This window comes from Streptomyces sp. NBC_00539 (assembly GCF_036346105.1).
Classification (GTDB): Bacteria; Actinomycetota; Actinomycetes; order Streptomycetales; family Streptomycetaceae; genus Streptomyces.
In genome coordinates this window covers 1536003-1560922 of sequence record NZ_CP107811.1, presented here as the reverse complement: position 1 = coordinate 1560922, position 24920 = coordinate 1536003, and the positions used below count along the sequence as shown (strand labels likewise).

19 protein-coding genes are annotated in these 24920 nt (G+C 74.7%); 11 read left to right on the top strand and 8 right to left on the bottom strand.

Features of this window, described 5'->3' with window-relative positions; translation table 11 throughout:
- Window positions 1-29 precede the first annotated feature (29 nt).
- Together OG861_RS06995 and OG861_RS06990 are read right to left on the bottom strand one after the other, a co-directional pair.
- Window positions 30-1067, bottom strand: a complete 1038-nt coding sequence (locus OG861_RS06995; protein WP_329199430.1) for a LuxR C-terminal-related transcriptional regulator — start codon at window positions 1065-1067, stop codon at window positions 30-32.
- A 390-nt stretch (window positions 1068-1457) separates the two neighbouring features.
- The gene (locus OG861_RS06990) at window positions 1458-2228 is read right to left on the bottom strand and encodes a 4'-phosphopantetheinyl transferase family protein (RefSeq protein WP_330261482.1); all 771 of its coding nucleotides are present in this window, start codon (window positions 2226-2228) and stop codon (window positions 1458-1460) included.
- Between the two features lie 322 nt (window positions 2229-2550).
- Between OG861_RS06990 and OG861_RS06985 the strand changes: the two genes are divergently transcribed.
- The 3 genes from OG861_RS06985 to OG861_RS06975 all read left to right on the top strand — a co-directional run bounded on the left by OG861_RS06985 (window position 2551) and on the right by OG861_RS06975 (window position 7588).
- Window positions 2551-3378 (top strand): metallophosphoesterase family protein, encoded by an 828-nt coding sequence (locus tag OG861_RS06985; RefSeq protein ID WP_443056794.1) that lies wholly within the window; start codon window positions 2551-2553, stop codon window positions 3376-3378.
- Between the two features lie 146 nt (window positions 3379-3524).
- Window positions 3525-6224, top strand: a complete 2700-nt coding sequence (locus OG861_RS06980) for a helix-turn-helix transcriptional regulator (protein WP_330261481.1) — start codon at window positions 3525-3527, stop codon at window positions 6222-6224.
- A 407-nt stretch (window positions 6225-6631) separates the two neighbouring features.
- Window positions 6632-7588 carry a polyprenyl synthetase family protein gene (locus OG861_RS06975; RefSeq protein WP_329199439.1) on the top strand — a complete coding sequence of 319 codons (957 nt, stop codon included), beginning with the start codon at window positions 6632-6634 and terminating at the stop codon, window positions 7586-7588.
- 4 nt (window positions 7589-7592) lie between these two features.
- On the opposite strand, the gene OG861_RS06970 is transcribed toward OG861_RS06975, so the two are convergent.
- The 4 genes from OG861_RS06970 to OG861_RS06955 form a co-directional block, all read right to left on the bottom strand.
- Complete coding sequence (locus OG861_RS06970; RefSeq protein WP_330261480.1) at window positions 7593-9317, bottom strand: AMP-binding protein; 1725 nt, start codon at window positions 9315-9317, stop codon at window positions 7593-7595.
- On the bottom strand, window positions 9314-11557 hold the full coding sequence (locus tag OG861_RS06965) for an ATP-binding protein (protein WP_330261479.1): 2244 nt from the start codon (window positions 11555-11557) through the stop codon (window positions 9314-9316). The genes OG861_RS06970 and OG861_RS06965 overlap by 4 nt, the downstream gene beginning before the upstream one ends.
- Before the next feature lie 68 nt (window positions 11558-11625).
- On the bottom strand, window positions 11626-14151 hold the full coding sequence (locus OG861_RS06960) for an AfsR/SARP family transcriptional regulator (protein ID WP_330261478.1): 2526 nt from the start codon (window positions 14149-14151) through the stop codon (window positions 11626-11628).
- Window positions 14152-14156: 5 nt separating this feature from the next.
- A complete protein-coding gene (locus OG861_RS06955) occupies window positions 14157-15149 on the bottom strand; it encodes an AfsA-related hotdog domain-containing protein (RefSeq protein WP_330261477.1) in 993 nt (330 codons plus the stop codon).
- Window positions 15150-15392: 243 nt separating this feature from the next.
- On the opposite strand from OG861_RS06955, the gene OG861_RS06950 reads away from it, so the two are divergent.
- The 4 genes from OG861_RS06950 to OG861_RS06935 all read left to right on the top strand — a co-directional run bounded on the left by OG861_RS06950 (window position 15393) and on the right by OG861_RS06935 (window position 19647).
- Window positions 15393-16910 carry an MFS transporter gene (locus tag OG861_RS06950; RefSeq protein WP_330261476.1) on the top strand — a complete coding sequence of 506 codons (1518 nt, stop codon included), beginning with the start codon at window positions 15393-15395 and terminating at the stop codon, window positions 16908-16910.
- Window positions 16911-17000: 90 nt separating this feature from the next.
- Complete coding sequence (locus OG861_RS06945; RefSeq protein WP_330261475.1) at window positions 17001-17969, top strand: AIR synthase-related protein; 969 nt, start codon at window positions 17001-17003, stop codon at window positions 17967-17969.
- A 181-nt stretch (window positions 17970-18150) separates the two neighbouring features.
- Window positions 18151-19194 carry an NAD(P)-dependent alcohol dehydrogenase gene (locus tag OG861_RS06940; RefSeq protein ID WP_329199451.1) on the top strand — a complete coding sequence of 348 codons (1044 nt, stop codon included), beginning with the start codon at window positions 18151-18153 and terminating at the stop codon, window positions 19192-19194.
- 45 nt (window positions 19195-19239) lie between these two features.
- Window positions 19240-19647, top strand: a complete 408-nt coding sequence (locus OG861_RS06935; RefSeq protein ID WP_329199453.1) for a hypothetical protein — start codon at window positions 19240-19242, stop codon at window positions 19645-19647.
- Between the two features lie 27 nt (window positions 19648-19674).
- Here OG861_RS06935 and OG861_RS06930 read toward each other — a convergent pair whose 3' ends face one another.
- Window positions 19675-20343 carry a TetR family transcriptional regulator gene (locus tag OG861_RS06930; protein ID WP_330261474.1) on the bottom strand — a complete coding sequence of 223 codons (669 nt, stop codon included), beginning with the start codon at window positions 20341-20343 and terminating at the stop codon, window positions 19675-19677.
- Window positions 20344-20440: 97 nt separating this feature from the next.
- On the opposite strand from OG861_RS06930, the gene OG861_RS06925 reads away from it, so the two are divergent.
- The 4 genes from OG861_RS06925 (at window position 20441) to glpK (ending at window position 23634) form a co-directional block, all read left to right on the top strand.
- Complete coding sequence (locus OG861_RS06925; protein WP_329199458.1) at window positions 20441-20623, top strand: hypothetical protein; 183 nt, start codon at window positions 20441-20443, stop codon at window positions 20621-20623.
- Complete coding sequence (locus OG861_RS06920; protein WP_329199459.1) at window positions 20620-21057, top strand: hypothetical protein; 438 nt, start codon at window positions 20620-20622, stop codon at window positions 21055-21057. Before OG861_RS06925 ends, OG861_RS06920 begins: the two co-directional genes overlap by 4 nt.
- 154 nt (window positions 21058-21211) lie before the next feature.
- The gene (locus OG861_RS06915) at window positions 21212-22063 is read left to right on the top strand and encodes an MIP/aquaporin family protein (RefSeq protein WP_330261473.1); all 852 of its coding nucleotides are present in this window, start codon (window positions 21212-21214) and stop codon (window positions 22061-22063) included.
- A gap of 53 nt (window positions 22064-22116) precedes the next feature.
- Window positions 22117-23634 (top strand): glycerol kinase GlpK, encoded by a 1518-nt coding sequence (glpK, locus tag OG861_RS06910; protein WP_329202540.1) that lies wholly within the window; start codon window positions 22117-22119, stop codon window positions 23632-23634.
- Between the two features lie 113 nt (window positions 23635-23747).
- Here the strand turns inward: glpK and OG861_RS06905 are convergent, their stop codons facing one another.
- Window positions 23748-24869 carry an agmatine deiminase family protein gene (locus tag OG861_RS06905; RefSeq protein WP_330261472.1) on the bottom strand — a complete coding sequence of 374 codons (1122 nt, stop codon included), beginning with the start codon at window positions 24867-24869 and terminating at the stop codon, window positions 23748-23750.
- Between the last annotated feature and the right edge of the window lie 51 nt (window positions 24870-24920).

Below are 24920 nucleotides of genomic sequence, written 5' to 3'. Positions count from 1 at the left end.
GGGCGCGTCCCGCCCCGGCGCGCGCACGATCAGCCGGGCGAGGGGGCCGAATCGCCGGAGAGCATCTCCTGGCGGGCCGCGTTGTAGCCGGCCTGGAAGCGGCTCGTCGCCTCCAGTTCCTCGGTGATGTCGGCGATGTGGCGCCGGCAGGTGCGTACCGACATGCCGAGCCGGCGGGCGACCATCTCGTCCTTGTACCCCTTCGCCATCAGCCGGATGATCGACCACCTCAGCTCGTCGGAGGAGGCGGTGGACCGCTGGGACTCCACCACGTAGACCGACGCGCCGTCCCAGAGGTACTCGAAGACGGAGCACAGGAACGCCACGAGCGTCGGCTCGCGGACGATCGCCGCGCCCGGAGCGCAGCCCACGGAGGAACGTTCAGGCAGGAAGGCGACCTCCCGGTCGTAGATGATCAGCCGGTCGATCACTTCGTCGGCGGTACGGATCTCGGCGCCATGCCGGGTCACGTCGCGGACGTAGGAGCGGGTGGGCAGGTCGTTGCGGGCCGTGTGCTGGTAGATCGTGCGGATCTGCACCCCGCGGGCCAGGGTGGACAGGGCCGACTCCCGGGCCTGGTCGAGGAGATCGGCCGGCCGCGCGCCACCTGGCTGCACCGTGAGCAGCTCGCTCTTGCAGTTCTGGCTCAGGTGGTCGAGCATCGCCTGGATCCGCGAGACGTCCGTGATGATGTCGAAGGCCTCGAGCCGGTTGCGCAGCCTGCGGCCCTCGAAGTAGAGGGGGGTCAGCGACAGGAGCTTGGCGCGTACGTCGGTGACCGCCTGCTGGAGGTCGCGGATCTGTCGCTCGGCGGGCGCCACCAGGGAAGCGGCGGCCACGTCGGGAGTGACGGGGGTGAGTTCGGCGGGGTTCCCCGGCATCGACTGCAGCAGGCGCACGCCGCGCAGTACGCGCTCGACCCGGTCGATCTCCTCGGGCGTCAGGGACAACTGCTCGGCGACCTGTTCGCGTACGAAGCGGCCGGACTCGACGGCCAGCCCGTACGCGGTGGCGCTGACGTCGTCCAGCTCTGCGAAGCCTGAATCCGGTCCCTCCCCTGTGAACATCTCAGCCCCCACTGATCGATGTAATTGCTGCCACGTAACTTTACGCCAGCGTCGGCCCCTTGGCGGGAATGATCGATGTCGAGCACTCTATTCGCATCACCCGGGGTCACCAAAGCCGGAAAATTCGGACAGGTGCGGGTGCTCGGAACCTGATCTTCAACTGGGGGAAGGCGTGAGGGTAATTTCGGGCAAATTCTCTGCCATGTGCTTGACCGTACTCGCGGGTATAGTCCTGGCCGTCATGGGGGCGCAGTTCATGTCCGGGTCCGTCGTGGTGAACGCGTTAAACCTGTCGGTCACGATCGCGGGGAACAGCGGTATCACCGGCGCCCCGCAGGTACCCGAGGACGACCGCTGGGGTTAACCCCGCACCGCCGCCGGCGACCCTCGTCAGCAAGCGCTCCCCGCAGGGCAGAAGCGGGGGGCGCTTCGTCGTTGCGGGGCGCCCGCGGCGAGGGGCCGGGCGCCCGAAGCGAGGGGCCGTGAGGCCGCGGCGACGGGCCTGGCGGCAGGTACGGCGATCGCGCTGAGCAGCACGCCGTCCACCGCGGACCAGCGGCCGCTGAACGCGTGCGGCCCGGCCGTCGAGAGGGTCGCGGGGTCCGGCAGCAGCCGCGCCCGGAACGTCTCCTGGGCGGCGTCGATGCTCACCAGGGCGTCGGTGAAGTCCAGTTCCTGTCCCGTCAGCGGGAACCACGTCTTGTAGACGGCCTCCTTGATGCTGAACAACAGCCGGTCCCAGGAGATCTCCGGGACGGCCCGCGCCAGCTCCCGGGTCCAGCGCAGTTCCCGGGGCAGCGCGATCGACTCCAGCACCCCGGCGGGCAGGGCGGTGTTCGTCTCCGCGTCGATGCCCACGGCCGCGAACTGCGCCGAGCGGGCGAGGGCCACCCCGCGGAACCCCGCGCAGTGGGTCATGGACCCGACGACCGAGGGCGCCCACTGCGGGGCACCGCGCCGGCCCGGCACCACCGGAGCCGCCGGCAGCCCGAGGGAGTCCATCGCCCGGCGGGCGCACCAGCGGACGGTGGCGAACTCCAGCCGCCGCTTAGGTACGGCGTTGCGGATCAGGTTCTCCTCCTCCGGGTAGAGGAAGACTTCGGCCGGGTCGGCGGTGGCCTCGGCGGTGGCGACGCCCGCCGGCAGGAGCTTCGTGAGCACGGCATTCCCTCTGGTCGCGGTATCGGTGCCCGGCCGGGGTCGGCCTGACGACTCCACGCTCTCGCCACCGCGCCGCCGGGGCCAGGAACAGGTGCCGCGCCCGGGCCGATCGGGCCCGGGAAGGCCGCCCGGCCGCCAGTCCACTGCCATTCGCGGGCCCGTGCGGGCGCCCCCTGCCCCGACGCTGGCACGCCGCGGGGCGGCATTGCCATGCGCCTGCCATAGCCCGGCGCGGAACCCCGGGCGGCAATTCAGGGGCCGGGCAGGGGTGTCCGGTGCGCCGCAGCCCGTCCAAACTCACGGAATGCCGCACGGAAACCTCATGGGCATCAGCGACCTCCATGTCGCATTCCCGGAGAACCGCAGGATCGTCGAGGAGCTGTATCCCGAGAGCCCCGCCGATTGGCTCGTCATCGCCGGCGACGTCGGAGAGTCACCCGAAGACCTACGGTGGGTGCTCCAACTGCTCACCAGGCGATACGCCACGGTGATCTGGGCACCGGGGAATCACGACCTGTGGACGCTGCGCGACGACCCCGAGGGCCCCCGCGGCGAGGCGCGCTACCGGCTGCTCGTCGACATCTGCCGCTCGTTCGGCGTGCACACGCCCGAGGACCCCTACCCCGTCTGGTCCGGCCCCGGCGGCCCCCTCGTCGTGGCGCCCCTGTTCCTGCTGTACGACTACTCCTTCCGCACCCCCTCGGCGGCCACCAAGGAGCAGGCCCTCGAAGAGGCCTACGCGGCGGGGGTGGTGTGCAGCGACGAGTTCCTCCTGCACCCGGACCCCTACCCGTCCCGCGAGGCCTGGTGCCGGGCCCGGGTCTCCCACACCGAACGACGGCTCGCCGCCTGCGATCCCGAGCTGCGCACGGTGCTCGTCAACCACTTCCCCCTCGTCCGCAATCCCACCCGTGTGCTGCGCCACCCGGAGTTCGCCCAGTGGTGCGGCACCGGGCTGACCGCCGACTGGCACCGGCGCTTCCGGGCCGCCGCCGTGGTCTACGGCCACCTGCACATCCCGCGCACCACGTGGCACGACGGCGTGCGCTTCGAAGAGGTGTCCGTCGGATACCCGCGCGAGTGGCGTACCCCCGGCCACCCGCGCAGCGTCCCCCGCCGCATCTTCCCCGCGACCGGCCGCGGGGATTGATGCCTGGCAGCTTCCGGACACCGTGAGGAGTCGGGCCCAGGCCTACACTGAGGCCTGATTTCTCGCTCAAGCATTGCTCGATCATTCCTGTATCCGCATTCGTTCATTTAAACGGACGCGCGGACCGGGGACACTGGGGGACTCTTATGGTGTTGTTCCGCCGTGCCGAGGAACTATCCCTTGCCCATGCGCAGATCGAAGGCTGCGCGGAAGGGAACGCCGGATTACTTCTCGTCGAAGCGGCCGTCGGCTGCGGGAAAAGCGAATTCCTCGAAACAATCGCCGCGCAGGCGCGTTCCCGCGGCTGTGCCGTACTGCGCGGTATGGGAACGGCGGCCGAAAAGGGCGATCCGCTGGGCGTACTGCGACAGCTGACCGCCGACGCCCCGGCCGGAACGCTGCCCCGACCGCCGCGGGCGGCCGACGCGGGCCGGGTCGAGGCCATGCAGGCCTTCGCGCTGTCCGTGCGCGAACTCAGCGCCACCGCACCCGTGGTGATCTGCGTCGACGACCTCCACCACGTCGACGAACTCTCCACCCGCCACCTGCTGCACCTCGCGCGCGGCAGCCGGCAGGCCCGGATCCTCCTGGTGTTCACCGAGTCCCTCCACGAACGCGGCGCCGACCCGCTGCTGCGCACCGAACTGCTCCGGCTGCCCCACTTCGTGCGGCTCCGGCTCGAACGCCTGCGCCCCGAGGCGGTCCGCGCGATGTTCCCCGACCGCACCGAAGCGGAGGCCGGCCGGCTGCACCAGGCCAGTGGCGGCAACCCGCTGCTGCTGCGCGCCCTGCTCCAGGACCCCTTGATCCGGCCCGGCGACGCCTACGCGCAAGCGGTACTGGCGTGCCTCCACCGCTGCGGGGCCGCCACCACCGAACTGGCCGAGGCGATCGCGGCACTCGACGCGCTCGCGAGCCCCTCGCACCTCGCCCGGCTGGGTGCAACCACCGACACCGCCGCCGCCCGGGCGGTCGCGGCCCTCGACGCCGCAGGCCTGCTCGACGGCCCCGGGTTCCGCCACCCGGCCGCCCGCGCCGCCGTACTGGACCGCATGGACCCCGCCGCCCGCAGCGACCTGCACCGCCGGTCCGCCCTGCTGGCCCGCGCGTCGGGCGCGCCCGACACCGAAGTGGCCCGCCACCTGCTCGCCGCCCGGCACACCGCCGAGGACTGGGCCCTGCCCGTACTGCGCTCCGCCGCCGACCAGTACCTCGCCGACGGCGCCCCCGACCGGGCCGCCGCCCTCCTGCGGCTCGCCCGCGAAGCCTGCCCGGACGACGCCCGGCGCGCCGACATCGGCATCAGGCTCGCCGCCGTCGCCGCACGCACCGACCCGGCCGCCGCCGAACGCCACCTCCTGGAACCCCTGGCCGCCCTCGCCGAAGGCCGCCTCGAACCGCGCTCCTTCGGCCCCCTCGCCCGGATCCTGGCCGCCCAGGGCCGCATCGACGAGTCGGCCGCCGTACTGGAACAGATGGGCGCGGCCGACGGGCGGCGCCCCGCCGCGACCCGCCGGCCCGGCGAAGTCCCCGGCGACGATCCACTGGACGGCCTCTCGGCGTTCCCCCAGTGGACTGCGCCCGACCGCACCGCCACCCCCGACCGGGGCGCCCCCCTCACGGGCCGCCCCGCCCGCACCGCCACCCACCCGGCGGCCCTGTGGGCGCTGCCCGCAGAGCCGGAGGAAGCCGCCGCCGCCCACGCCGCCGAACTGTTCCTGCGCGGCGCCACCCTCGCCGAAGGCACCGTCGAACCCGTCGTGCAGGCCCTGCGCACCCTCCTCCACCTGCACGGCGCCGCCCGCGCCCTGCCGTGGTGCGAGGGGTTCGTCCGTCAGGCCCGCCAGCGCGGCGCCACCGGCTGGCAGGCCGAGTTCTCCGGGCTGCTCGCCGAGGCGCGGCTACGCCTGGGCGACCTCACCGGCGCCGCGGAAACCGCCGAGGGAGCGCTGCGCGCCGTCCCCGAGCGCGGCGGCAGCGCCCTGCTCAGCGGGGTCGCCGGCACCCTGGTGCGGGCGTACACCGCCATGGGCCGCCCCGAGGCGGCCGCGGCCGTCCTCAGCCGGCCCGTCCCCGACAAGCCGGCCGGCAGCGTCCACGGCCTGAACTACCTGCGCGCCCGCGGCCAGCACGCCCTGGCCACCAGCCGCTTCCACGCCGCCCTCGGCGACTTCCTCGACATCGGCCGCCACATGCGGCGCTGGGGCCTGGACCGGCCCCGGGTGCTGCCCTGGCGCACGGACGCGGCGGAGGCCCTGATCCGGCTCGGCGAGGCCCACCAGGCCGAACGGTTCCTCGCGGACCAGCTCACCACCCGCGACGCCGACGACCCCTGGGTGCGCGGCATCTCCCTGCGGCTGCGGGCATCGCTGCGCGAACCGAAGGAGCGGCAGGCGCTGCTGGCCAAGGCGGTCGACGAACTGCACCGCTCCGGCGACCAGTACGAACTGGCCCGCGCCATGACCGACTTCGGTCAGGTCCTGCGGGAGCTGGGCGAACCGGCCCGCGCCGCCATGGTCAACCGGCGGGCCTGGCACGTCGCCAAGGAGTGCGGCGCCGAAGCCCTGTGCGTGAAGATCCTGCCGGGGCACACCGGTGACAGCCCCGGCCCCGGAGAGGGCGCCGACGGCCCGGACGCCGACCTCGTGGCGAGCCTCAGCGACTCGGAGAAGCGGGTCGCCCTGCTCGCCGTACACGGCCACACCAACCGGGAGATCGCGCAGAAGCTCTACATCACCGTGAGCACGGTGGAACAGCACCTGACCCGCGTCTACCGCAAACTGGACATCCCCGGCCGCCAGGCCCTGCCCGTCGACTTCCACCTGGGGGTCGCGGAACTGGTCTGAGCCGGAGGCGGTCGGCGCGGGCCGTGACCGGAGCACCCGGCCCGGGGCGGGGAAACCCCACCCCGGGCCGGGGGCCCGGTCGCGAGCATCCCCGCCGCCGGCGCAGCCGCGACGAGGCCGGCGCACGGTCCGTCGGGCCGGTGAACCACCGAGAGTGCCACGGCCCTCTGACAGCCGGACGCGGAGGGTCACCGGTGACGGGGGGCGAGCGGGGTGAGCGGTGGGACGGAGGGGGCATGGCAAGCTCATGGCAAGGTCGGCTCCCGGGGTGCCGTCGGGTGACAGACAACTGGCGGACCGGGCCGCCGCCTCCCCCCGGGCCGCCCTCTGTAGCGTTCCTCGATGGTCCCCTTGAGCGGCGTCGGGGAAAGTCGGTCATGAGGCCGTAGCCCACCAGGGAGGGCACCATGACGACACCGACCGACCACCAGCCGTGGCGCACGCAGACACCCGCACAGGTGCGCGACGCCATGCTCGACCGGGTCGAGGAACGGCTCGCCCGGCTGCTCGCCGAAGAGCACCGGGCCCGTCGCACCTGCGATCCGCGGAGCGCCGTACTGGTGGCGGGCGTCGCCGAACTGGTGCAGGCCGGCGCCGAGCGGGCGCACCCCGTCATCTGCCTCACCGGCTACCTCGCCGCGGGCGGTGACCCGGACGGCGAGGACGCCGTCGCCGCGGCCGCCGCGCTGGAACTCCTCGACACCTGCCTGATGATCCGTGAGGACGTGCGGGACAACGCGCCGCTGCGGCGCGGCATCCCCACCCTGCACATCAGCCACGCCGCCGAGCACGAACGCAACGGCTGGCGCGGCGAACCCCGCCGGTTCGGGGAGGGAACCGCCGTCCTCGCCGGGGACCTCGCCCTCGCCTACGGCGACCGGCTCGCGGTCCGGCTCCCGTACGAGGCCTGGCGGTGGTGGGACGAGCTGCGTACGGAACGGGCCATCGGCGCCCACGTCGAGGCCGCGGCGGCGACCGAGTACCTCGACGACGCGTGGCCCGGCCAGTGCGTCTCCGGCTGCGGCAGCGGCTGCGGCGCCGGCTGGTACGGCCTGCGGCACGCCCTGCTCATCGGCGCCGCGCTCGCGGGCCGCGAGGACCTGAGCGAAAGCTACGAGGAGTACGCCCGCGCCCTGCACGGGGCCTGGCGCATCCGCGGCTTCCTGCGCGGCGGCCCCGGCTTCGGCGGCGACGCCCAGTTCCTGCGCGACGTGTTCTTCGACGAGCGGGCCCGCGCCGGTGCCGAGGAGACCATCGCCGCACTCCTGGAGCGCGCCGACGCGGCGGTGGCCGCCGCCCCCCTCGCCCCCCACTGGCGCACCGAACTGGCGGCGTTCGCCCGCCGCGTGGCCGGCTGCGAATAGCGCTTCACGCCGTGTCCGGCGCCGGTCGGGGTTCGCCGGGCCGCAGTCGCGCCAGCCAGCCACGGAGCGCGTCGCGCCGGACCTGGCCGTGGTCGTCGCGGGGCAGCGCTCCGACGATCTCCAGCCGGGTCGGGAGGAAGGCTTCCGCGACGCCCTGCCCGCCGAGGTGCTCGCGCAGCTCCGCCGGCCCCGGCGGCCGGTCCTGCGCGGCCGGGACCACCACTGCGCACGGCAGCTCCCCGTGTTCCGGATCGGTGTAGGCGACGACCGCGGCCTCCCGTACCCGGGGATGGGTCAGCAGCCGTTCCTCCACCTCGGCGACGGGCACCATGAAGATGGCCCCGGTCCGCTCGCCTGCCCGGGCCACGACCCGCACCCCGCCGTGCCGTCCTGCGGTGGCCAGGTCACCGGTGTCGAGGCGGCCGTCGTCGTGCTCCCACGTGGGCCGGGGGGCCGCGGTGCCGTGCGGCCAGGTGGCCAGGCACACCGAGGGCCCGCGCACCGTCAAGGTCCCCGTCCCCGGGGCGGCCGAGAACTCCAGGCCCGTCAGCGCGCTGACGCCGTCCCGCCCGTGCTCGACGTCCCCGGACAGGGTCCCCATGCCCAGCTCGGGCGCCCCCCACACGGAGAGCACCGGCACCCCGAACACCTCCCGCAACCCGGCGGCCAGCGGCTCCGGGGTGCTGGTGCGCCCGCCGGACAGCACCAGCCGCAGCCGGTCCGTCCGCCGCGGCCGCCGGCGCTGCACGGTGAGCAGCTCCGACAGGTAGGCGGGCTCGGCGTTGACCTGGTCGACCCCGGTCGCCGCCATCAGGTCCAGGCACCGGCCCGGCTCCCAGACGTCCTGGTAGACGCCGGTGCCGCCGACCGCCAGCGGCCAGTACACCGTGTAGATCAGCGAGGCCAGCGAGGTGAGCGGGAGCGTGCTGAGGAAGACCTCGCCCGGCCGGCGTCCGGGCCCCCGCGGCTCGTGCTGCGTACTGATGTTGGCGTACAGGGTGTTGGGGGAGTGCACCACCGACGTGTAGGCGTCCCTCAGCCCCATCACGCTGATCAGCAGCGCGGGCCGGTCGGCCGGGCCCGGACGCGGCCCGGCCGGCCGGCCCGCTGCGGTGCGCTCGTGCGCGGTGCGCCGGAAGTACGCCTCGAAATCGACCGCCCCGGTCGCCGCGGCGTCCCCGAGGACGATCCGGTGACGCAGCCACGGCAGCCGCGGGGCGAGGTCCGCGAGCGCCTCGGCGTGCGGGAAGCCCTCCCAGACGTCGGGCACCACGCACACCCGGGCCCGGGTGCTGTCCAGGATCCGCCGCAGCCCGTGCGCCCGTACGGTCGGCAGCACCGGCACCGCGACGGCCCCGGCCCGCAGGCAGGCCAGGGTCAGCGCCGCCGTCTCCCACCAGTTGGGCAGCTGGTAGGCCACCGGGTCGCCCGGTACGACCCCGAGCGACTGCAGGGCGGCGGCGAACCGGTCGACGTACGCGGCGAGCCGCCCGTAGCCGATCGTGACCCGGCGCCGCTCCGCGGGCCGGTGGGCGCGCTCCGAGACGATCGCCGGGCGCTGCGGAGCCACGGCCGCCGTACGGTACAAGTCGTCCAGGAAGGTCTGTGGCCGCCACCAGCCGGCCGCGCGGAACCGGGCGGCGACCTCGTCGGGCGGGCTGATGTCCATGGGACGGGCCGGGGTGGGACCCGGACGGTCCAAGGCGCCGTACACGGTGGGACCGGTCATGCCCATCGGCCCACCGCCCCGGCGACCTGCACCCGAGACGTGCAGCCCAGGCGCCGCATCACCTGGCGGACGTGGTTGACGACGGTCCACTCCGAGATGTCCAGACGGGCCGCGATGTGCCGGTTCGTCAGACCCTCCGCGACCAGCAGCGCCACCTGGACCTGGCGGGGGGTGAGGGACTGCGCCTCCGCGGCGGCCGACACCACTGGACGCCGTGAGGGCCCGGGCGCCGAAAGCGCCTCCGCCACGGCCGTCGGCGCGGTCATCCGCACCCCCTCCGCCCAGGCCACGGCGAAGTCCGTCCAGTCCAGCCGGGCACTGAGCTCCGTACGGGCCCGCTCGGCCTCCGAACGCCACTCGTCGGGCACCCGCGCCCCCGTCCGGCCGCGCAGGGTGTCCGCCGCCGCGAGCAGCCGTACGCACCGGGGCCGCTGCGCGGGCGACGTGCGCAGCAGCAGGAGCGCGAACTCCTCCAGCAGGCCCGGCAGTTCCGTCAGCTCCCCGACGTCCCCGTACAGTCGCAGGCCCTCCCGCAGGGCCCGGTCGGCGCGCTGCGGCTCCTCTCCCTCCAGTGCCATCGCCGCCGAGATCCGCAGCGCACCCGCCAGGCCCCGCCCGTCCCGGATCCGGCGGAACGCCTCCTCGGCCCGCTCCAGCAGCTCCAGCGCCTTGCGCCGGTCCCCGTCGGCCCGCAGGACGGCGGCGAGGGAGGCGGCCGCCGCCGCCGCGCCCCGGGTGACGCCCATCGATTCGAGCGCGCTCAGCGAGGTCACCAGCACCGCCCGGGCGCCGGGGACGTCCCCCGCTCCCAGCAGGGCCGCCCCCAGGTGGGCGGAGGCCAGCGCGTTCTGCCGCCGGTCACCGACCCCCTTGCCCAGGGCGAGGGCGCGCCGGTGGCGGCGCACCGCCTCCTGCGGGTCACCCAGGGCCAGTGCGAAGACGCCGGACATGTCGGCCAGCCGGGCCCGCAGGGCGTCCGCGAGCGCCGGCCCGGCCGGCTCGGCGGCCGCGTCGCACCACTCCAGGCCCTCCCGCAGCCGCCCCTGCGCCAGCCAGGGCAGCCGGCAGCCCAGCACCACCGCGGCGACGACCTCGCCGTCGCCCCGCTCCCGCAGCCACCGCAGCGCCGCCGCCACGTTGTCCGCCTCGGCAGCCAACTCGCGCAGGCGCAGCGCCTGTTCCGTCCCCGCGAGGGCGGGCTGCGCGGAGCCGACCAGCAGCCGGTAGTGCTCCGCGTGCGCGTCCAGGGCGGCGGCCTCGCCGCCCGACTCCACCAGCGCGTCCCGGCAGTACGAACGCACCGGCTCGGGCACGGCCAGGCGCAGCTCCCCCCGCTCCTCGCCCACCACCGACACCACGCCGCGCTCCAGCAGCGCCTCGAAGGCGTCCTCGGCCGCCACCCCTGCCGCCGGCATCCCGAACCCCGGTTCGTAGACGCTCAGTTGCCGCAGTGCGTCGGCCGCCGCCGGGTCCAGGCCGCGGCAGCTCCACTCGGCGAGGGCGGCGAGCGAACGGTGCCGCTCGGGCGCCTGCTGCGGTCCTCCGCCCAGCGCCGTCATACGGCCGCGCAGGCGGGAGAGCAGCAGATGGGGCGGGAACAGCCGCAGCCGGCGCGCCGCGAGTTCCACCGCCAGCGGCAGGCCGCCGAGCAGGGCGCACAGCTCGGCCACGGCCCCGGCGTTCTCCAGGGTCAGCGCGAAGGACGGATCCGCGTCCCGGGCGCGCCGCACGAACAGGGCGACGCCGGGCACCTCCTGCAGTTCCTCGGGGTCGGCCGCCCCGCGCGGACCGGGTGCCGCGACGGGCAACGGAGCCAGCGGCAGCAGCTGTTCCCCGTAGACGCCGAGCGGCTCCAGCGCGGTGGCCAGCACCACCACCCGCGGGTCGGCCAGGAGCGCCGCCGCGGCCCCGGACGCAGCCGGGCGCGCCGCATGGTCGCAGCCGTCCAGTACGACGAGCACCCGCCCGGCTCCGTCCGGCAGCGGACCGGCGGCTTCGAGCAACGCCGCCTCGCCGTCCGCGACCGCGTCCACCACAGCGACCGCGTCCACCACGCCGACCACGTCGAACGCGGCGCCGACGGCCCGCACGGCCTCGGCCGCCAGCACGCTCTTGCCCACGCCGGCCCGGCCGGTCAACGTCACCAGCCGCGCCGCCGGATCCCGCAACCGCTCGCGCAGCACGGCGCCTTCGACTTCCCGGCCGACCAGCTCCGTGAGCGGGCCCAGCGATACCGACATGGTTCTCCGAACGTCAGGGGCGGGCGCCCCGGTTGGGGGCGTGCCCGGTGGACGGGCAGGGCGGCCGCTCATGCGCGGACCGGGGCTGCGTGCGGCCGCGGGCACAGCCGCCACAGGCCCGGCCGGACCTCCACGGCACCCCCGGGGCCCGCCGCGGGACCGGTGCCCAGGGCCCGCAGCGAGCGCCGCGCGTACCCCTCCAGGCGGTGGTCGCGCAGGGCGCCCGCCAGCTCCAGGCACTCCCTGAACCACGCCCGGGCGGTCTCCGGCTCCTCCTGCGCCAGGGCCAGCAACGCCCGCGTACGGCTGGCCTCGTACCGCCCCCGGGCCCGGCCGGGCCCCGTCAGGGCGGCCAGCGCGGGCTCCAGCAGGGCCGCGGCGTCCGTCGCCGCCCCGGCGTCCAGCCGCAGCTCCGCCAGCCCCACCAGGGCCCGCCCGGCCTCCTCCCCGTCGTCGGCCCCGCGGGCCAGGTCCAGGGCCGAGCCGTACAGTTCGCGGGCCCGCTCCATGCGCCGGTGCTGCCAGGCGAGGTCCGCCAGCGCACGCAGCATCCGCGCCTGCGCCGCCCGGTCCGAGCACCGCTCGGCGGCGTCCAGCGCCAGGCCGTAGGCGGCCTCCAGGTCTTCCCGTACCCAGCCGCCCAGCGCGTCCGTCAGCCGTACGGTCAGCTCCCACAGCCCCGCTTCGTACGCGGTCCGCGCCAGGTGTACGAGCCCGCGCGCCGCGGCGTCCGGCGCCCGGCCCGGCTCCGCCGCGGCATCGGCGTACGCCCGGCACACGCGCTCCGCCGCCGCCCGCGCCACTTCGGGCGGCTCCTCCCGCGCCAGCAGTTCCGCCGCCAGCAGCCGCAGCAGCTCCGGCAGCCGGCAGCCGTCCCGCTCCAGCGCCACCAGCCGCTCGTCGGCCAGGGCTTCCAGGGCCACCGCCGCCTCCCGCTCGCCCACGTCCAGCGCGGCGGCCGCCTCCCGGGGCCCGAACCGGCCGGGCGGCAGCGCGCCCAGCATCCGGAAGGCACGCCGCGCGGGTGCGGGGCAGGCCGCGTACGCCGCGCACAGGCGGGCCCGTACGTCGACATCGCCGGTCCGCAGCGCGTCCAGCCGCCCGCGCTCCTCGCGCAGCCGGTCCGCCAGGGCGGCGATCGTCCAGTGCGGGCGGGCCGCGAGCTGCGCGGCCGCGGCACGCACGGCAAGGGGCAGTCGCCCGCACAGCTCGGCCGTCTCCGCGACGGCGTCCGGATCCGCGGCGTCCACCCCGCCGGGGGCGCCCCGGACCGCGAACAGCCCCGCCAGCCGCGGGACCTCCTCCCGGCTCCACGGCCCGAGCACCACCGAGCGCAGGCCCGGCAGCCCGGCGGGCACCCGGCCCGCGGTGAGCAGCACCACCGCGTCGGGCGCGGCGGCCAGCAGCGGCCGCACCTGCGTCTCGGAGGCGACGTGGTCCAGCACCAGCAGCACCCGCCGCGGCCCGGCCGCCGGGCCGTCACCCGCCGGCCTTCGCGGACCGGCCTGCGGCAGCCGGTCCACCGCCCGGTGCGGCGGTCCGTCGGCGTCCGCGCGCAGGTCGAGGTAGAGGCGGCCGTCGGGGAACGCGTCCGCCACGCGGTGCGCGGCCTCCACCGCGAGGGCCGACTTGCCCGTGCCCGGCAGACCCGTCACGGCGACCCGGCCGCCGGCTGGCGCGGTGCGCAGCAGCCGCTCCAGCTCGGCCAGTTCGCCCGCCCGGCCGGTGAAGTACGGATCGCTCCCGGGCAGCGCCGCCCCCGGCGCGGCGGACCACGCGGCCGGGCCCGACCCGGTGGTGGCAGCCGTCTCGCGCGCCCCCGGCCGTGACAGCGCCGGATCGCCCTCCAGGATGCGCCGCTGGAGCTCGCGGGAGGCGGGGCCGGGCTCGATGCCCAGTTCCTCCACCAGGGTCTGCCGCAGCAGCGTGAACACCCGCAACGCCTCCGCCTGGCGCCCGCACCGGTACAGCGCCACCATCAGATGCGCGTGGAACTCCTCGTGCAGCCGGTGCTCCGCCACCAACTCGTGCAGCTCCGCGAGCAGGTCGCGGTGGCGCCCCAGGTGCAGCTCGGCCCGGATCCGCTCGTCCAGCGCCGTCACCCGGGCCTCGTTCAGCCGTACGGCGGCGCCGTCCAGCACCGGCCCGTGCGGGGTGTCCGACAGCACGGGCCCCCGCCACAGGGCGAGGGCCTGCCGGTGGGACTCCGCGGCGCCCGCGAAGTCGCCCTCCCGCAGGGCCCGGTGGCCGCGCCGGGTCAGCTCCTCGAAGGCCATGGTGTCCAGCGCCCGCGCCCCGACCCGCAGCACGTAACCGGGGCGGCGGGTGACGAGCGCCGCCCCGCCGTGGTCCGGGTCGGCGCCACGGAGCACTTTGCGCAAGTGGGACACGTACACCTGGAGGGTGGTCGTCGCGGTGCGCGGCGGTGCGTCCGGCCAGAGCTCGTCGATGAGGGTGCCGACCGACACCACCTCGTCGGCGCGCACCAGCAGGGTCCCGAGCACGACCCGCAACTTCGCGGCGTGCGGGGCGTGCGAGGTCCCGGGATCGGCGTCGGCGCAGACCTCCAGGGGTCCCAGAATCCGGAAGAGCATGCCGCTCAGTAGTCCTGCACCACGGCGGTGCGCGCCTCGGCCACCGCTCGGCGCCGCTGGGTGAGGGTCAGGGTGACGGGTACGGCCGGCCGGCCGTCGACGCCCTGCGCGAGCGGCCCGGCCACCGCCACGCAGCGCAGCGGCATGTCGTGCTCCGCCTGTCCGCGGAAGTGCACCTGCAAGGCGCCGAGCGTGCTCCGGCGCGCGTCCAGACCGTGCGCGCGCCCCGCGGCCAGCAGTGACGCCTGGCGCAGCGCCTCCAGTACGTGCAGACCGGACAGCCGGCCGTCCTCACCGGCGAAGACCGGGCTCAGGCCCGTGCCGAGCAACCAGGTGCTGATCCGCCCGCGCGAGGCGTCGGCCGGTTCGCTGACGACGACGTTCTCGGTGGCGTAGCGGCCCACCTCGCGGGCGCCGGCCGGGCACAGCGGCCCGTCCGGGGCGTCGTCGAGCTCGGGCGCGGCCCGCAGGGCCTGCCGGGAGTGCTCGACGTGCCGCCGGTAGAGCCTCGGCATCAGGAACACCAGGCCGGCCGACCCGGTGGCGCACGGCCGGTCACCGAGGGCGACCTCGATGTGGAAGTCGAGCCCGCGCGGCACTTCGGCGACCACGTTCGCGGGCCTCGCCCTGATCCGGGTCGCCATGGGCACCGGGCCGGCGCCGGGGCCCTCGGAGCGCCAGGCGGCGAGGTCCGTGAGGTTGAGGGTGAACCGGTAGAAGAGGCCCGGCCGGTCCTCGGGCACGCCGTAGTAGCGCTGCCCGACGAACGCGCCGATCTCGCCCATCGTCTCCGTGGCGATCTGCATGTCGTGGAAGTGGGCCGGGCCGTCGTTGAAGAGCGGATGGGCGACGGGAGTGGCGCCCACCAGGGTGAAGTTCTCCTCGCCCAGGCTGGGGACGTCGAGGCCGTAGTGGGCCCGCGAGGGCGGACGGTGGATCAGGTGCCGGGTGCCCGCGAGCACCCACCCGTCTATGGCCGTCCCATTGTCGACTGTCATGTCCCTCTCCATTCTCTGGAGCCATGCTGGAGCGCCGGTCGAAGGGCGGGCCAGGCGGTCACGGTGGCAGCAAGGTGCATGGCAGGAACTCGTGCCCCTCGGCTCGGCGCCGCTCGGCCGGTCCCGGCTTTAGCGGGGCCCATGACGGGAGGCGCACCCTGTTGCGAGCCCCGCCCCCGAGGCCCCCCCAGCCCGTGGGGCGGGGCAGTCAGCTCCGCTCCACGTGTCGGAAGGAACCGCCCGATGGCCACCACAGGGTCCGAGCGCACCCGGGTCGCCCCCGTACCTGCCGCGCCCGCCGTACCGGCCCCGTCCCCCGCACCTGCCGCGCCCGCCGTACCGGCCGCATCCGCCGCGCCCGCCGCGTCCGCCGTCGGCCTGTCCGCCCGGCTCCGGCTCGGGTACGCGTCGGGGTCACTGGTCACCGGGACCTTCACCACCCTCCCCGGGCTGCTCCTGCTCCCCTACCTCACGGACACCCTGGGCGTGGGCGCCGCGCTGGCCGGCGCGGTCGTCTTCCTCCCCAAGGCCTGGGACGCCTTCCTCAACCCGTTCGTCGGCCGGGCCAGCGACCGCACCCGCACCCGCTGGGGCTCGCGCCGCCCGTACGTACTCGCCGGGGGCCTCGTGATGGCCCTGGCCTTCGCGCTCACTTTCGCCGGCCCGGCCGCGGGCACCGCCGGCGCCTGGTTCACTGCCGCCGGCTACCTGCTCACCGCGACCGCGTTCGCCTTCTTCCTGGTCCCGTACGTCGCCATGCCCGCCGAGCTCACCTCCGTGCACCGCGAGCGGATGCGGCTGGCCGGCGGCCGGGTCGCCGTCATCGGCGTGGCCGCACTGGTCACCGGCGCCGCCGGCCCCGCCCTCGTCGACGCCGGTGGTGGCGGCCTCGCAGGGCACCGCTGGGTCGGGGTGTTCGGCGGCGCGGTCATCGCGCTCGGCACGCTCTGCGTCTTCGCCGGCACGGCCGGCACGTCCGGCACGTCTGGGACGCCCCGCGTTCGCGGCGCGGCTCCGGAAGCAGGCCCGGACGTCGGCCCGGAAGCAGGCGCGCAAGCAATCGCGGACGCAGTCCCGTTGTCCCGCGAGAGCGAGCCGGGCCTGCGCCGCCGGTTCGCCGAGGCGCGCGGCAACCCGGCCTTCATGGCCCTGCTGCGGTGCGTGGTCGTCCAGTCCGTCGCCACGGGCGTCCTGCTGGCGGGCGCCCCCTACTTCGCCGGGCACGTCCTGCACGACTCCACCGGCGTCGGCGCCCTGGTCGCGGCGTTCGTCGCACCCAACCTGCTGACCATGCCCCTGTGGTCACGGCTGCGCGGCCGCCGCGGACACATGCTCGCCTCGGCACTCTTCGCCACCGGGTGCCTGCTCTTCCTCGCGGCCCCCGCGCTGCCCGAAGGGGCGGTGCTCCTCACCATGGCCCTGGCCGGCACCGGCCACGCGGGCCAGCTCCTGTTCCTCTACGCCATGCTGCCCGACTGCATCGCCCGGGACCCGGCCGAGCCCACGTCCCGTCAGGCGGGCGTGCTGTCAGGCCTGTTCAGCACCGGCGAGGGCTTGGGCGTCGCCGTCGGCCCCCTCCTGTACGGCCTGGTCCTCCAGTTCTGCGGCTACGTCTCCTCCGGCACAGGCCGCGCCGCCCCTCAGACCGCCACCGCCGAACTCGGCATGCTGGCCGGCTTCGCGGTCCTGCCCGCCGTGGCGACCGCGCTGGCCGTCGTCCTGCTGCGCGGGTACGACGGCCGCTCCCGGCGCCCCTACTGACCCCTCATCAGCGGCCGGTACCGGACACGGGTATGCCGCACGCCTCCCGCGCCGGATGATGGGCCCATCAGGGCTCGCGGGCATCGGGGGATGGCTTTCGTGACGTACACACACGACTGGGACGCGGCCCAGGCCGGGTTCGGCCCGCACGCGCCGACGCTGGTCGAGGAGGCCCTCGCGCCGAGCCACGCGGGCCCCGAGCCCGCTCCGCGGGCCGTCACCAGGACGTACGTGGTCGACCCGCCCTTCTTCGGCAACGGCGACATCGGCCGCGTCGCCGTGTGCGGCGCCGTCAACGAACTCGCCGCCACCGGAGCAGAACCCCGGCACATCGCCCTCGCCCTCGTGCTGGAGGCCGGCCTGCCCATGGACCTCGTCCGCCGCCTCACCGCCTCCGTACGCGCCGCCGCCGCCGAGGCCGGGGTCACCATCGCCGCCGTCGACACCCAGGTCGTCCGCGCCGGCGAGGCCGACCGGGTCTTCGTCACCGCGACCGCCTTCGGCGTCCCCGGCGGACCGCCCCTGGGCGCCCGTCTCGTCCGGCCCGGCGACCGCATCCTGGTGACGGGACCGCTGGGCAGCCACGCCGCCCACCTCGTCTCGCTCCGCGACGGCCTCGGCTACGAGCACCACGTGCCGAGCGACTGCGCGCCCCTGGCCGACCTGCTGCGGGCGGCGCGCCCCGGCGTCCACCACGCCCGGACCGTGACCGCGGGAGGCCTGGCGGAGGTACTGCGCCGGACCGCCGCCGGGCGCGGACTGACCCTGCGGGTGGACGAGGCCGCCCTGCCCGTGCGGTACGAGGCGCGCGTCGCCCTCGCCGCCCGGGGGCTGGCGCCGCTGGACGCGGCCTGCGCCGGCTGCCTGTGCCTGTTCGTCCCGCCGGAGCGCGCCGGGGAGGTCCTCGCGGCCGTGCGCGCGCACCCGTACGGCAGTCAGGCCGCGGTGGTCGGCGAGGTCACCGCCGACCCGATGGGAGAGGTCGAGTACCTCACCCCGGAAGGCTCCGTACGCTCCCACACGGTCGCGCCGGGCTCCCTCCCGCAGCGGCTCCTGTGAAGCCCGGACGACCGCGGCCGGCGCCGTGACCTGCGGGGGCTGCCACAGCGCCAGCGTCCGCGGCAGCATGGACGTACGGTGAAGACCGAGCCCCGTGGCCCGGACGGGCCCCTGCGGCGGGTCCGGCCCCGCCGCCCCCCGGGCCGCGCTCCTCGGCCGCCCCAGTCACTGGAGGCACGTCATGAGCACCGCCAAGGCCTACGTCGCCACCTCCGCGAGCGAACCGCTCGTCCCGGCCACCGTCGAACGGCGCGGTGTCGGGCCGCGAGACGTCCTGATCGACATCAAGTACTGCGGCATCTGCCACTCCGACATCCACCACGTGCGCGGCGAGTGGGGCCCGGTGACCTACCCCGTCGCCCCCGGCCACGAGATCGCGGGGGTCGTGGCCGAGGTCGGCCCGGAGGTCACCCGGCACGCCGTCGGGGACCGGGTCGGCGTCGGCTGCATGGTCGACTCCTGCCGCGAGTGCCCGCCGTGCCGCTCGGGCGAGGAGCAGTACTGCCTCAACGGGACCGTCTTCACCTACGGCTCCACCGACCGGGACGGCACCAGCACCAACGGCGGCTACACCACCCACATCGTCGTCACCGAGGACTTCGTCCTCTCGCTCCCCGAGGGGCTCGCCCTCGACGAGGCCGCCCCCCTCATGTGCGCCGGCATCACGACCTACTCGCCGCTCAAGCGCTGGGGCGCCGGCAGCGGCAAGAAGGTGGCCGTCGTCGGCCTCGGCGGGCTCGGTCACATGGGCGTCAAGCTGGCCCACGCCATGGGGGCCGAGGTGACCGTGCTGTCCCAGTCCCTCAAGAAGCAGGCCGACGGACTGCGCCTGGGCGCCGACGACTACTACGCCACCAGCGACCCCGGCACCTTCGAGCACCTCGCGGGCCGCTTCGACGTCATCTTGAACACGGTGAGCGCCCAGCTCGACCTCGACGCCTACCTCTCGCTCCTCGCCCTCGACGGTGCGATGGTCAACGTCGGCGCACCGCCGGAACCGCTGGCCGTCCACGCGTTCACCCTCATGTCCAGGCGCCGCTCCTTCGCCGGCTCGATGATCGGCGGCATCGCCGAGACCCAGGAGATGCTCAACTTCTGCGCCGGGCACGGCGTCGCCGCGGAAATCGAACCGATCCCCGCCGGGAAGATCAACGAGGCGTACGAGCGCGTCCTCGGCTCCGACGTCCGCTACCGCTTCGTGATCGACATCGCGACGCTGGGCTGAACCGGGCCCCCGGGACCACCGGAGTGCCGGAAGGAGGTGGCTGCGATGATCACCGAACTGGCCGTCGAACGCGTGGCGTTCGCCTGCGGCGGGTGCTGGAACGAATGGAGCACCGACTACGACGTCCAACATTGGCGCGACGCGGAGGGCCGCCACTGGGAGTACTTCTCCTGCGACGGCGTCCCGGTGGCCTCGCCCTACACCCCGCGCGGCGCCGCGCCCTGCCCGCGCTGCGGCCGGCGCTGGGTGGGCAGGGTCCTCGCCCGCAGGATCGTCCCGCCCCCGCCGGGGGAGACGGACACGCCCCGCGAGGAGATCCTCAGCCAGATCGGACACCGCCCCGAACGCCACGGCGCGCGCCCGCTCGGAGCCTCCGCGCACCCGCAGCCGGACCAGCCGGGGCCGCCCCTCCACGAGGTGGCCCGACCGCCCGCACCGCGCCCCGCCCGGTGACGGCCGGCTCCGCGCGGGCGCGTGGTTTCAGGCGCTTGTGTCCGGTACGCCGTCACGCGGCCCGGCCGGCGCCGCCGGAACCCAGTGCACCCGGCCCGCGTGGATGAGCCGCAGCTGGCGCAGGGCGGTGCGGCTGACCGCGTCCCACTCGCTGTCCTCCAGGGAGGCCGCCAGGAACGCGGAAGCCGTCATCACCATGTGGTCGACGTAGAGCCGGGCCAGCATCAGGAGGTCGTCACGGCTCCAGCCGACGCCGAGCGGGTCGGACCCGAGGCTTTCGGCCACTTCGACCGTGAACGCGTCGAGCTGCCCCGTCACCGCCTCGCGGACCCGGCGTACGCCCCCGTGCCGTTCCCGGACGATGAAGCGGATGTGCGCGGGGTAGGAGCGCACCAAGGCGGCCATCAACTCCACCGCCGTGGCGATGCGTTGCTCGGCGTCGCCCGAGGTGGCGAGGGTGGAGCGGACCGTGGCGTGCAGGTTCTCCAGCGCCTCGTCCACCAGCGCGATGCCGAGGTCCTCGATGTCGCGGAAGTGGCGGTAGAAGGCGGTCGGCGCCACACCGGCCGCGCGGGCCACCTCGCGCAGGCCGAGGCTGCCGAGGCTCTGCTCCTCCAGGAGGGCCAGGGCGGCGTCGAGCAGGGCCCGGCGGGTCTTGAGGCGTTGCAGTTGGCGGGCTCCGGCGGTCTGACTCATGACGGAAAGTTAACCCCCCCGCCACACGGGATCGCATGAGGGCTATTAGACTGGGTAGTCAGTGAACAACTGTCACCTATTTTCCGGAGGGAGCACGATGCTCTTCCTCGTAGCGGCCCTGATGCTGATGGGGGTCCTCCTGGGGACCGTGGCACACGTGTCGGCCCCCGTCTCCCTCGCCGTCACGGCCGCGATCGCCTGCTGGCTGCTGGTCTTCGCCATCCGTGAACGCTCCGGTCGTCACCACCGCCGGACCGAACGACAGGAAGGTTCGTCATGAGCGTCCGCAGCACCCTCGACCGCATCCTCGACACCGACCGCGGCAGCGACCACGCCGACGAGACCGGCCGCGGCCACCACGCGGCCGCGGCCGGCCGCCCGGACGGCGCCGGCCGCGCCCCCGACTCCCACCGCGCCGCCGACTCCGGGCGCGTCGCCGACTCCGGGCACACCTCCCGCACCCGGCCGGCCCGCAACCGTGGCCGCGAGGCCGACGGGATGGCCGTCGCCTCCTTCCTCCTGGGCCTGGTCGGACTCCTCGCGATGAACCTCCTCCTCGGCCCGGCCGCCATGGTCCTGGCCGTACTCGCACTGCGCCGCGGCACGCGCCGCCCCGGCCGCGCCCGCCTCGGGTTCGCCCTCGGGGTCGCCGACCTCGTCGTCCTCGCCTGCCTCGTCGCCGCCGACCACACCTGGTCCTGGGGCGTCGGCTGACCGCCGGAGCCCCCGTCGTGACCGGGTCGGCCCCGGCTCACCGCCCGCCCCCGCGGGGACGCCGTGCGGTTCTCGAGTGATCGTCCTATCGTGAGAAGCGGGAGGGACCCGGGCAGTCCACGGCCGGTCCTGGGCCGGCGGGAAGCGGGCTTCGATGGCTGAGCGGCTGAAGAAATCAGGTTTGATCGGCGAACTGTCGGCCGAATTCGCGGGCACCATGATCCTGATCCTTTTCGGGGTCGGCGTGGTGGCCCAGGTGGTGGCAGGAGGAGGCCTCACGGATCCCCCGGGCGGCCTCGGCAACCACGACAGCATCGCCTGGGCATGGGGCCTCGGCGTCACCCTCGGTGTCTACGTCGCGGCACGCCTCAGCGGCGCGCACCTCAACCCCGCGGTCACCGTGGCGCTCGCGGCGTTCAAGGGGTTCCCCTGGAGCAAGGTCGCCCCGTACGCCCTCGCGCAGACGGCCGGCGCCTTCGTGGCCGCGCTTCTGGTGCGATGGAACTACAGCGAGGCGCTCTCGACGATCGACCCCACGCACACGAAGACGCAAGGCGTCTTCTCCACCCTCCCCGCCAACGGCAACCCCAATCTGCCGGTGACGGAATGGGGGGCGCTGCGTGACCAGATCATCGGCACGGCGATCCTGCTGTTCCTGATCCTGGCCATCACGGACCTGTTGGGCACGCCTCCCGGCGCCAACCTGGCCCCGTTCATCATCGGCCTGGTCGTCGTGGCGATCGGCATGGCCTGGGGTACCGACGCCGGTTACGCGATCAACCCCGCCCGCGACTTCGGGCCCCGTCTGGCGAGCTTCATCACGGGCTACGGGAACGCGTGGCGAGATCAGTACGGCAACATCTACTTCTGGGTCCCGATCATCGGTCCGTTCATCGGCGGCCTGGTCGGAGCGGCCCTCTACAAGGTCTTCATCGGCCGGTTCCTGCCGACCGCCGAGCCGGAGCCCCCCGGACGCGTGCCGACCCCGGAGGGACCGGAGGCGTGACCACGGCTGCCCAGGGCAGCGAGCAGGCCATCCCACAGGAGAGGCGGCACCCCATGGCGGACTTCGTCGGCGCGGTGGACCAGGGAACCACCAGCACCCGTTTCATGATCTTCGACCACGCCGGGAACGAAGTGGCGAAGCACCAACTGGAACACGCCCAGATCCTCCCGCGGTCGGGGTGGGTCGAACACGACCCCGTCGAGATCTGGGAACGCACCAACTCGGTGATCCAGAACGCCTTGCGGCACGGCAACCTCACCCCCGCCGACCTCGCGGCGATCGGCATCACCAACCAGCGCGAGACGACCGTGGTGTGGGACCCCCGCAACGGCCGCCCGTACTACAACGCCATCGTCTGGCAGGACACCCGCACCGACTCCATCGCCGCCGCCCTCGACCGCTCGGGTCAGGGCGACACCATCCGCCGCAAGGCCGGCCTCCCGCCGGCCACGTACTTCTCCGGCGGCAAGATCCAGTGGATCCTGGAGAACGTCGACGGCGTGCGCGAGGCGGCCGAGCAGGGCCATGCCCTCTTCGGCAACACGGACTGCTGGGTCCTGTGGAACCTCACCGGAGGACCCGACGGCGGGATCCACGCGACCGACGTCACCAACGCCAGCCGCACGATGCTGATGAACCTCGAAACCCTGGACTGGGACGAGGAACTGCTCGGCTTCTTCGGCGTCCCCCGGGCCATGCTGCCCAAGATCAACCCCTCCTCGCACCGCGAGGCCTACGGGGAGACCCGCACCTCCCGCCCCCTGCGCGCCGCGATCCCCATCACCGGGGTCCTTGGCGACCAGCAGGCGGCGACGGTCGGGCAGGTCTGCTACGCGCCCGGCGAGGCCAAGAACACCTACGGCACCGGCAACTTCCTGGTGCTCAACACCGGTACGGAACTGGTCCGCTCGCAGCACGGCCTGCTGACCACGGTGGCCTACCAGTTCGGTGACAGCCCCGCGATCTACGCCCTGGAGGGTTCCATCGCGGTCACCGGTTCCGCCGTGCAGTGGCTGCGCGACCAGATGAAGATCATCAAGGATGCCGCCGAGAGCGAGCGGCTGGCCCGCACCGTCGAGGACAACGGCGGCATGTACTTCGTGCCGGCCTTCTCGGGCCTGTTCGCCCCGTACTGGCGCTCCGACGCCCGCGGCGCGATCGTCGGCCTGGCCCGGTACAACGACAGCGGCCATCTGGCCCGGGCCACCCTCGAAGCCATCTGCTACCAGAGCCGCGACGTGGTCGAGGCCATGGAGCAGGACTCCGGGGTCCACCTCGACGTGCTCAAGGTGGACGGCGGCGTCACGGCCAACGACCTGTGCATGCAGATCCAGGCGGACGTCCTCGGCGTCCCCGTCAGCCGCCCGGTCGTCGCCGAGACGACCGCTCTCGGCGCCGCCTACGCGGCCGGCCTGGCCACCGGCTTCTGGGGCGACACGGACGAACTGCGCACGCACTGGCAGGAGTCCAAGCGCTGGGAGCCCCAGTGGTCGGAGGACCAGCGCCAGGAAGGGTACGCGGGCTGGAAGAAGGCGGTGGAACGCACGCTGGACTGGGCGAAGGTCGAATAGCCCCCGCCCGTGGCCCGTACCGTGCTGCGCCCGGCTCGTGGAGCCGGGCGTAGCCGTCCGCCGCGCGTCCCGGCGGCCGGGCCGGGGCAGCGGTCATGGTCGGGACCGGGTGATCAGGACACCGCGGGGACGTGCTGGGTGATGCAGTGGATACCGCCGCCGCCCCAGGCCAGGGTGCGGGCCGGGACGCCGACGATCTCCCGGCCCGGGAACAGCCCGGCGTACCGGGACAGTGCCGCTGCGTCGTCCGGCTCCTGCGCCGTGGGGACGACGACGGCGGCGCCGGTCAGGTAGTAGTTCGTGTAGCTGAACGTGTCCACGAGCGCGCCGTTCACCCGGAAGTGCGGCTGCTGGTGGAGCTCCTCGATCTGGAAACGCCGTCCGCAGGCGTCGGTGGCGGCCTGGAGCACGGCCCGGTTGGCCTCCATGCGGGCGTGGTTGGGGCTGGAGGTGTCGGGCTGGGTGTGCAGCAGGACCCTGGCCGGGCCGAGGTAGGAGGCGACGAGGTCGACGTGACCGTTGGTGATGAGGTCGTTGTCCAGTCCGTACGGCAGCCAGATCACCTTGGTCGCCCCGTACGCCGCGAGCAGCGCCGCCTCGATCTGGGCGCGGGTCATCCCGGGGTTGCGGTTCGGGTTGAGCAGGCATTCCTCGGTGGTGATGAGGGTGCCCTGGCCGTCGGTGATGACGGAGCCGCCCTCCAGTACCAGGTCCACCGGCCGGCGCGGCACGGAGAGGTAGGAGCAGACGCCGACGGGCAGCAGGTCGTCCTTGTCGTACGGGTACTTGTTGCCCCAGCCGTTGAACCGGAAGTCCAGGCCGGTGAGCTGGGTGCGGCCGGCGTCCCTCGCGAAGACCGGTCCGGTGTCGCGGGTCCAGCAGTCGTTGACCGGGTACTCGACGACGGTCACCGAGGGCCCGCACAGGCGGCGGGCATCGGCGGTCGTGCCGGGTTCGGCGAACATCAGGACCGTCTCGAAGCGGGCGATGGCCTTGGCGACGGCGGCCACCTCGGCCTGCACCTGGGGGAGCAGCCCGCCCCAGCCGTCGGTGCGGTCCCAGGGCCAGGACATGACGCAGCCGGAGTGGGCCTCCCACTCGGCGGGGACCGTCCAGGTACCGGTGGACGGCAGGGCCGCGGCCGGGCCGGCGCCGCGGGAGGTGAGCATGACGGTCGCGGCTGCGGTGAGTGCGGTCGTACAGAACGCGCGGCGGGTGGGGCGGGGCTGTTCCATGGCGGTGTCCCTTCGGAGGGTTGCGGCGGGTGGTGCGGGGCGGCGGCCGAG